Origin of the sequence: Methylophaga sp. UBA4204 (assembly GCF_002379485.1) — a bacterium.
In the GTDB taxonomy this organism is placed as follows: domain Bacteria; phylum Pseudomonadota; class Gammaproteobacteria; order Nitrosococcales; family Methylophagaceae; genus Methylophaga.
On record NZ_DFTU01000073.1, the window covers coordinates 33,023 to 42,353 of the forward strand.

Genomic DNA, 9,331 nt, shown 5'->3' on the forward strand with positions numbered 1-9,331 from the left:
ATAATGAACGGCCAAACTCAGCAATTGGTCGCGTACCGCCAAGGTAGTTGCTGAGTCCAGCTTAACCCTCTACTTTTAATTGCGGTTATTAATGGGGGGATTACACCATCTTTAGCTTTTCTTTGACACTTTGACACCAAACTAAGGTTTAAAAGAGACTTTGTCCAATAAGACATTATCTGTTTAGAAATTGATCATGTTCAAAAAGTCCGATGCTCCAATTTTAAATGGGGCAAATTCTGGCCGCTGACTCTAGCAAGAAATACAACAGGCTGCCTCAGGTCTTGTCCTGCGAAGGCTCTTGTTTCAAACCGTACATCAAGTGATGACGACGACAAGAGGGTAAAGCGACTCTTTTTTGACAGGGATGATGACACGAGGATTGTGATCTTATAAATCTGCAACAGTTTGCACAGTTCAAGGTCGCTACTGTAGAGTTGATGTGAATTCACAGCTGTTTAAAGCAAGCGTGCAATCCATCATTAGCCACAATAGATAAGAATTCGATAGATGACCTTACTTACCTGCCGTCCCCCTGTTCGGGAAGAATTAAATTCAATCTCATCACTAAAAAAATGGGCTCATATCCCCTTTTTGAGTTTTCTTCTTTTCACTTCTGGAGCCGCTTTTGCTGCTAGCGAGGCAGAACTCAAAGAGCGTATTCAACAGCTAGAAGCCGAATTAAACTCGGTCAATGCTGAACTTGAAAGCATTCAAACCGAAAATAAAAATTTGGCGGAAACTAATGCCAAGCTCACCGATGCTGATGCGCCCATTAAGATAGGCAATTGGACAGTGGGCGGTGCTATTCGTGCCTTGTACACAGTAGGTGATTACACCGCCAATGATAGCGGTGCTCCTGGTCGAGCCTGGGAAGATGAAGGTAATGTTGGCCTAGATACGCTGCGTGCAAATTTAGATTATAACAACGGACCTTACTCGGCTAAAATCGAGTATCGTTGGTATGATGGCTATAATTTCTTGCATACTGGTTGGGTGGGTTACAGCCCGGACGACCATAGTCAGATTCAACTGGGCGTTAATCGTGTGCCCTTCGGTCCCGGTGCATATGGTATCTCACAGGCTTGGTTATTTGACCAACACTACTACCTTGGCCTGTCGGATGATATGGACCTAGGGATTAAATACAGTACGCAACACGGTAAGTGGGCGTGGGATGTGGCCTATTACTCCAGTGACGAAGGCCATTATGCCGGTGCCAGTCGTGATAGCGCCCGCTATTCATATGATGTCGTCGATGAATCCGGTAATGGTTATGAAGAACGCAATCAAATCAATGTTCGGGGGATCTATTCGTTTAACAGCAGTGATGACAGCTCAACCGACCTAGGTTTCTCGCTTCAAGCAGGTGAACTCAAGAGCCGCGGGGTACAATCCGACGGTAACCACTACGCCGCCTCGGTACATATGGTCAATCAATGGGGCAACCTTAAGTTGGCTACACAACTGACACGCTACGAATTCGATGTCGACGTTGACCAGGCACTGGGTACAGATGATCTGGTGCAATTTGGTGCCTATGACTTCCCAAGTACAGCGGCTGCCAAAGGGTGGATACCTGCTGTTTCTTTAAGCTATTACCAACCTACCAATAACATTTCTTGGCTGGACTACGTTCTGCCTTATCTGGAATACAGTTCTATCGTGAAAGATCAGAGCGGATTCAACGACAGTGAAATGATCGTTGCCGGTGTGGCTCTGGCTCGCGGTGGTTGGTATATCTACAACGAAGTTGGCTTTTCCAACGGCAACGAGTTTGTCGGTGGTGATGCAGCCTTCGGCGATCGCCTCGGTGCCAACACCGACGACGAGTGGCAGACCCGCTTCCTGATCAATTTTGGCTATTACTTCTAAACCCCAATTTCTTAATGAGGATCGCCAACAGGCGGTGCTGAATTCTTGTAGTGTGCTTACACTTATACAAAAACTCTTAAATAAAAGGATAGCAACGTGAGTAGTCAATCCGATAACTCCGCTGAACCTGAATCAGCAGGTGTACGCGCACCCAATGGCGCTACCAATTTGATCGATACCGATTATCAGATTGGACAAGATAACTACCGAGCCAAACATTTCGGAATCACTGTTGATCTTCATGGTGTCGTTTTTATCTTCTCGGCAATTGTTGTGTTGGCTTTTGTCTTCCTGTCGCTAGCCTTACCCGAACAATCCACTACGATCTTTGAGGCTAGTAAAAACTGGATCAATACGCACATGACATGGTTTTTCCTGTTGTCTGCCAACATATTCGTTGTCTTATGCCTGGGCTTGATTATTTCACCATTGGGTCGTATTCGCATCGGCGGGGTTGAAGCCAAGCCAGACTTTTCTCGGCTTTCTTGGTTTTCTATGCTGTTTGCAGCTGGCATGGGTATTGGACTAGTTTTCTACGGTGTATCGGAGCCGCTGTCTCACTATAACAGCGCTTTTGGTGGAACCAGCGTGGGCACTGATGGTCTGAGAACCGATTGGGCACCACTCGGTGGCGCAGCCGGCGACCCTGAGGCTGCAAGAAAACTGGGCATGGCCGCTACTATTTTTCACTGGGGTCTGCACCCTTGGGCTATTTATGCCATTGTGGCGCTGTCACTGGCGATTTTTTCATTCAATAAAGGCTTACCACTCACGGTCCGTTCTATCTTCTACCCTATATTAGGAGAGAGAATTTGGGGCTGGCCTGGTCACCTTATCGATATTTTGGCGGTATTTGCCACACTCTTCGGTCTGGCAACCTCATTGGGGCTTGGTGCGCAACAAGCGGCCTCAGGGTTAGATCATCTGTTTGGCGTAGGCGATGGAAACGTAGTACTGGTTCTACTAATCGCAGCCATCACCGCAATCGCCATTGTCTCAATTTTGGCTGGTGTCGACAAAGGTGTAAAACGGCTATCAGAAATTAACATGGTACTGGCATTTGTACTGCTCATGTTTGTGGTTTTTGTTGGTCCCACCTTACTTATATTTTCAAACTTTTTTTCTAACTTAAGCAGCTATTTAACTGAACTTCCTGCATTGTCGAATCCCTTTGGTCGCGAAGATGCTAACTTTAGCCAAGGTTGGACGACATTTTACTGGGCATGGTGGATCAGCTGGTCCCCTTTTGTGGGCATGTTTATTGCCAGAGTGAGCCGTGGTCGTACAGTGCGTGATTTTTTAATCTCTGTAATGTTGATTCCATCTCTTGTCTCGGTTTTCTGGATGACCGCATTCGGCACAAATGCGATCACGCAACTGCAATCTGGCTTTGACGGTGTTGTTTCAGCAGATCTGCCGCTAAAACTTTTTGTGATGCTGGAACAGCTTCCTCTCACTGAAATCACGTCGTTTATCGGCATAATCTTGGTCATTGTGTTCTTTATCACATCTTCAGACTCTGGCTCTTTGGTTATCGATACCATTACCGCCGGTGGCAAAATCGACGCACCTAAACCGCAGCGCGTATTCTGGGGCGTTATCGAAGGCGCTATTGCTGTCGCCTTGTTGCTGGGTGGTGGACTCGCTGCACTGCAAGCGGCATCCATCTCTGCAGGCCTTCCTTTCACAATCGTCTTACTGGTAGGTTGTTATGCCATTGTTCGCGGTTTAATGACCGAGCCCAGGTAGCCTGAACAATTCACTCCCACAATTGACCAATGGCCGTTGTGGGAGAGTAATGCCTGGCCACCTGAGCTAAAAACAGCTCAGCCGTGGCCATGGCATCTACCTTGGCATGGTGAGCTGAATATGTTGGCAAACCATACCGCTGACGGCTATCATCGAGTCGAATTGACACAGGCTGTATACCCAACCTTTCTTTCAACTGGTTTTTCCAACCTCTGCGCTCCCAACGCGCTTCGATTGCCATGGTATCAATTAATGGGAATAAACAATGTTCTCCCCATAATTTATGGCAGGCCAAGTCCAGAAAAGGTCGCTCTATGTGTTGGTAATGAACAACCACTATACAACCACTCAATCTTTCCAGTAGCTCATCTAACACCTGTTCTAACGGCGGTGCAGTGGCCACCTGAGAGTGAGTAATACGATGAAAGGCAATAGACTCTTCAGACAGGTTACACTTCGGCTTCACCACCTGATAATAACCATCTGATGGTCGAATACTTCGCAAGGTAAAAGGCACTAGACCAAAGCTGACTATTTCGTTGTATCGTGGGTCTAATCCAGTTGTTTCAAAATCCAGAGCCATAAACGACACTTCTGACAGCGGCACCTCGGGATCCGTCAACGGCATTTGATAAAAGCGTTGTAGTATAGGATTCGCACAGGCTATCGCCTGCTGCGCTTGATAACGCTGCCACTCATCAATCACACTCTGTTGCGATCGTTTTTTAAACATTCACTATGCCGAGTATGGGTAACGATAAGGAAGAAAATTCTGTGCATTATTGACCACCTGGAAAGCCTCTTTCAAATTGTGACGCTCTGCTGTGTCAATATTTTCTGGTTCAATAGCGTTGTCTATCGCCTGATCATTTCGTAGTTCAAACGCTTGATGACGCATGCGCACTAAAGCAATAAACTCCAGCGCATACTGTAGTTTATCGACCTGGCCAGCAGGTAAAATGTTTGCCTGCTCAATATCCCGCAAACGTTCAGCGCTGTTCTGAGCTTTCGAGCCAACCGCTAACGCATGCACACGAATCACATCCGTTATAGGAGCCAAACCTCGACCCTTGATATTAATTACCTTGTGCTGACGACCATCGGTTTCCATTACAAAGGTACGAAAGAAACCCAAAGGTGGTCTTCGATTCGAGGCATTACGTGCCATTGCACCCAAAAAACGTGGATTATAACGCGCTTTGGTTGCAATCATATCTTGCAGGTTTTCCACTAAATATTCTTCACCATACACAGCATCCAGGTCGAAAAAAATACAGCTGTGTAAAAGCCGTTGAGGATCGGGATCGGCAATCCACTCATCGAAATAGCGTCGCCATTGCGCGAGGGGTTGCCGCCATTGCTCATTGGTGGCCATAATCCCGCCTTTACAGTATTCGTAGCCACAGGCATCCAAACCATCGCTGACTTTTTTCGCCAACATTTTAAAGTATTCATCGTGATGCTCCGGATCGAAACTATCATGCAATACAAGCGCATTATCCTGATCCGTTATTACTGATTGCTCGTGGCGAGCCAGAGAACCATGCACCATAAAGCAATAAGGTATAGGCGCTGGTCCTAACTCATCTTCAGCCAGCTCGATCAAACGCCGCATCAGGCTACGGCCGATACTGGACATTGCGTCGCCAATCATCTTTGCGTTAGATCCATCATCTACCAGGCGTATGAAAGCGGCGCGTATTTCTGGAATCAACCGTGACAAATCACGCACAGAGTTCCGGCTAAAAATATTACTGGCCAAATACAGGCTACTATTGGTTTCGTAACGAACGATATCAGACAGATGCAAAACACCAACCGGGCGACGTCGATGCAGCACTGGTAACCGCTGAATATGATTACGCAACATCATCAACATGGCTTCGTTGACCGATTCATCAGACTGAATAGTAATTAAGCGGCCATCACTAAGTTGACCTACTGGCCTATCCGTTTGAACTCCGGCAGCAACAACCTGAGACCTTAAATCTTCATCGGTAACCATGCCTTTCAGCCGCCAGAGTCCACCATCATCACCTCTAAAGACACCATCACTATCTTCCTCATCTGCGGGCTCAATTAAAAGTACTGAAGAAACCACATTTTCTGTCATCAGGCGAGCAGCCTCCTGAATCGACACTGTGATTTCCACCATCAGGGGCAAACGACTGATCAACTTTCGTACCCGCGTCGTCATCATGTCATTTTCACGCAGGCTCTCGTCTATCGTGCTTTTTAAGCGTGAACCAGAGAGCTCAACGAAATCAGCAAAGCTATCATTGTCACATAGGCGATCAAAAATAGTCTTGGGGATTTGATAAAGCAAGGTATCCTCTATGGCCTTTACTGGAAAGCGGACCTTACCTTGTCGCAAAAGACCAAATTGACCAAAAATATCCCCTTCTTCCAAACGGTTATAGAGCTCACCATTATAGTGATAGGTCTCGACAGCGCCGCTGCGAATATATGAGAGTGCATCGATAGACTGCCCCCTGTTGAGGATCATCGAGCCTGCCTTAAAATAGGTAATCTCAATATTGCCCACAACATCATCTAACAAGTCATCCAGCAATTTATCAAATGGGGGATGTAAACTCAGGTGGTCGCGTATTTCTCGAAGTTCTGCTTCCATGAAAATCTCTAATAAACAGTGATAATGGTCGATTAACCACAGCGATATGTAAACTATAAGTATAGGTCAAGTAAATCAGGTCGCCGCTCAGTAGAAAAACCTGAGCCTATACCCGCAGGGTGGGCGATAAACCGTCACTATTTTGTTGAGGCCTTTGGCTATGATAGACGATCATTTAGCTAATTACAGTATGCTTGGCCTCAACAAAAGATTAACAGCAATTTAATAAATTGCCTTTCAGTACACTGGTATCTGGGATAGCCACAATGTTTGTCGTGACATTTTTTGTAACTTCATAGGATTCCGGCTCATTAGTTATTGATATCATCATTTACGGTGATTATCTCCCCGTACGACTACGCATATTCTGGGCTTTATCCAAAGGTCTTGTTCTTGTTATTGCAGTATTACTGATGGTAGGTGGCTAGGTGGCGTTTCAAACCGCCTACATTATGGGCTTCTTTCCCTTTAGCATGCTCATGTAGATGATGTTTTACGTTTTGTATAAGGGATTAAAAATGAGGGGATAAAGCGTCGTATTATGGATATGCGCCTGCCACCACTTTAATTCTTATCAGAAAGTTGAGGACTAACCATCAGTATCAGCTATTGGTAATACGATCAATTTTTATCTGCCAACGTTTTAGTCAATAAGCTGGGCATTTCTCAAAAAAAAATGTCTGAAAACTTCATGTCTTTACTCTTTAACCATATAGAATGAAATACGGTTATTGATGGTAACGCAGTGCAATATCTTCAATACAAGTGAAAATATTGTGACTGCTGCAAAAGCACTTTTATGTTAACGTCTCATTTCTTTCTATACTGATTCTAAAATCCTTTTGAACCCGATATATTTATTTGCCCCTCTGGTTATTTTGTTGCTTTGTGTTTCTTTACTTAGTTTATCAAGTAAAGAAATATGGTGGGTTCGTGTACATGATTTTCCGCGAATGCAATATTTTGTATCCGCGATTCTATTGTTGATTGGCGAAATCCTCTTCATGGATTATGCAAATCTATGTTTCTGGTTACTGCTCTTACCCACATTATTTGTTATTGCTTTTCAGTTATGGTGGATACTGCCTTACACTAAGTTTTATTCACAAGAAGTATGTGAGGCTTCTACTCTGGACTCTGAAAACAGTATAAAAATCATGACTGCAAATGTTCTGATGACTAACAGAAAAGCGGAGAAGCTGATTGAATTAATACAGAATAATAATCCAGATATTTTAGTTACCCTAGAAACAGACCAATGGTGGGAAACCCAACTCAAACCAATTGAAGATGATTATCCTTATCGAATGAGCTGTCCTCAGGAAAACTTGTATGGTATGCATGTCTATTCTAGATACCTGTTATCGGAGTCGACAACTGAGTTTCTGGTGCAAGATGATATTCCATCAATGCACACATTGTTAACCTTGCCATCAGGCCAAAATATTCGTGTACATTTTCTGCATCCGGCTCCACCCAGTCCGACAGAAAATGAAGAGTCTTCTAAGCGTGATGCCGAGCTAATTATGGTTGCCAAAAGCTTAGCAGACGCTGAATTACCAATAATCGTTACCGGTGATCTCAATGACGTCGCCTGGTCCAACACAACCAGGTTATTCCGCAAAATCAGTAAATTATTAGATCCACGCATTGGTAGAGGTATGTTTAATACCTTTCATGCTGATTATTGGTTTATGCGTTGGCCGTTAGATCATTTATTTCATAGTGCGCATTTTACGCTTTATGATATCCGTCGTTTATCCCATTTTGGCTCTGATCATTTTGCTTTGTTTACACAATTAAACTTTGTTCATTCTGATACCATCAAATCACAGCCCGAAGTTAAGGCTGATAACGATGATAAAAGATTTGCAAGAGAAAAACTGACCTCAGAAGAGGTGAGTGAAAGCGATGTACCTACTCCAAGTTAGCGTAGTGCATATTTGTATTTAATAATTTACTTTAAGGAATTCCATTTTGAATTTTCATAAATGGCTATCAGCAGGACTCATTTTAATTTTTGGTATGTTGTCGGGATGTGGGCACTATAAGCATGGACACATGCCACCAGGCCATGACCCAGCCGGTCCGGGAAACAGCGAAAACGCTCCAGGACACAATAAAGATAAAAAATATTAATTTAAATATGGTTGAACCATTATTACTAATGATTAGATCTAATATTGAAGCGATTTCTATTTAACTATTTGAAGTCACGATACATTCTTTTGAATATAAAAGGGCTCGCCTAAAATAACTGCCTTTCATCTTGTCAGGATACAATCAACAGTGACCTAATTTAGGGGGCCCCACTTTCATACATCTGCGTGTCCATGAATGACTTATACCAACCGAGAAGCTTGGTGGTTATGTCGACCTACTCTGATGAAGTGCATCCCTGCATCTCGCTCTTCGAGCACCTATCGGCATCCTTTGTCGCTGCTGGCGATTATGTCACCTGCTTTGTGCTCAGACTCATGTGCAATGATTACAATCTGGCTAGACAAAAAAATACCCGGGCCTCTATGAGGAGAACCGGGTATTTTTTGTATTAAAGCCTGGCAGTTATTCACAGGGATGTGATGTATGCCGATAACGCAGGAGCAGTTATCGGTGACCTACTTTATCAACCACCGCCCTGTGGCTGCCCCCTTCGGGCTCGCTTCGCTCATGCAAAAACGCTTATCTCCCTGGATGGAGTGTATGCAGAAGCAATGCTGGGAGCATTTCCTGTCCTGGCGTTTTTGTTATTTACAGGGAAGTAATATCTGTCGGTTTTGCAGGAGCAAAAACTGACTACTCCGTTCAAGTAGGTCACATTGTCTCAACTACAGATAATAAAAAAGGCCACCTGAAGAAGTAGTTTTGTGCTTTGACCTACTTTGACTGAGCCCAGCCATGGACTCAGCCCTTCGGACGCCTGGCGGCGTCCATTATCGCTTATCTCCATGGATGGAGTGTATGCAAAGCCATGTCTGGAACCTGGCTTGTCCCGGCGATAATGTCACATGGGGAGTCACATGCTCAGGCAGGATAATGCAAACCTTCAAGCCAAAAAAAAGAGCCCATCCGATT

5 protein-coding genes are annotated in these 9,331 nt (G+C 44.5%); 3 read left to right on the forward strand and 2 right to left on the reverse strand.

From position 1 onward, the window contains the following. The first annotated feature begins 510 nt into the window (after window positions 1-510). Window positions 511-1,875, forward strand: coding sequence for a coiled-coil domain-containing protein (locus B3182_RS10635; RefSeq protein WP_292357737.1), 1,365 nt, complete (start codon window positions 511-513; stop codon window positions 1,873-1,875). Window positions 1,876-2,043: 168 nt separating this feature from the next. Next, entirely contained in the window at window positions 2,044-3,624 is a 1,581-nt protein-coding gene (locus B3182_RS10640; RefSeq protein WP_292747279.1) for a BCCT family transporter, read from the forward strand. Window positions 3,625-3,634: 10 nt separating this feature from the next. Here B3182_RS10640 and B3182_RS10645 read toward each other — a convergent pair whose 3' ends face one another. Continuing rightward, on the reverse strand, window positions 3,635-4,357 hold the full coding sequence (locus tag B3182_RS10645) for a 3'-5' exonuclease (RefSeq protein WP_292357733.1): 723 nt from the start codon (window positions 4,355-4,357) through the stop codon (window positions 3,635-3,637). Between the two features lie 3 nt (window positions 4,358-4,360). After that, complete coding sequence (locus B3182_RS10650) at window positions 4,361-6,256, reverse strand: DUF294 nucleotidyltransferase-like domain-containing protein (protein ID WP_292357731.1); 1,896 nt, start codon at window positions 6,254-6,256, stop codon at window positions 4,361-4,363. A 953-nt stretch (window positions 6,257-7,209) separates the two neighbouring features. Between B3182_RS10650 and B3182_RS10655 the strand changes: the two genes are divergently transcribed. Then, window positions 7,210-8,187: an endonuclease/exonuclease/phosphatase family protein gene (locus B3182_RS10655; RefSeq protein ID WP_292411294.1), complete on the forward strand. Its 978-nt coding sequence runs from the start codon at window positions 7,210-7,212 to the stop codon at window positions 8,185-8,187. The last annotated feature ends 1,144 nt before the right edge of the window (window positions 8,188-9,331 follow it).

Bases quoted from the DNA above. Each gene is read 5' to 3' on its own strand.
- B3182_RS10635 (WP_292357737.1), top strand. From the start codon at position 511: ATGACCTTACTTACCTGCCGTCCCCCTGTTCGGGAAGAATTAAATTCA.
- B3182_RS10645 (WP_292357733.1), bottom strand. From the start codon at position 4,357: ATGTTTAAAAAACGATCGCAACAGAGTGTGATTGATGAGTGGCAGCGT.
- B3182_RS10650 (WP_292357731.1), bottom strand. From the start codon at position 6,256: ATGGAAGCAGAACTTCGAGAAATACGCGACCACCTGAGTTTACATCCC.
- B3182_RS10655 (WP_292411294.1), top strand. From the start codon at position 7,210: ATGCAATATTTTGTATCCGCGATTCTATTGTTGATTGGCGAAATCCTC.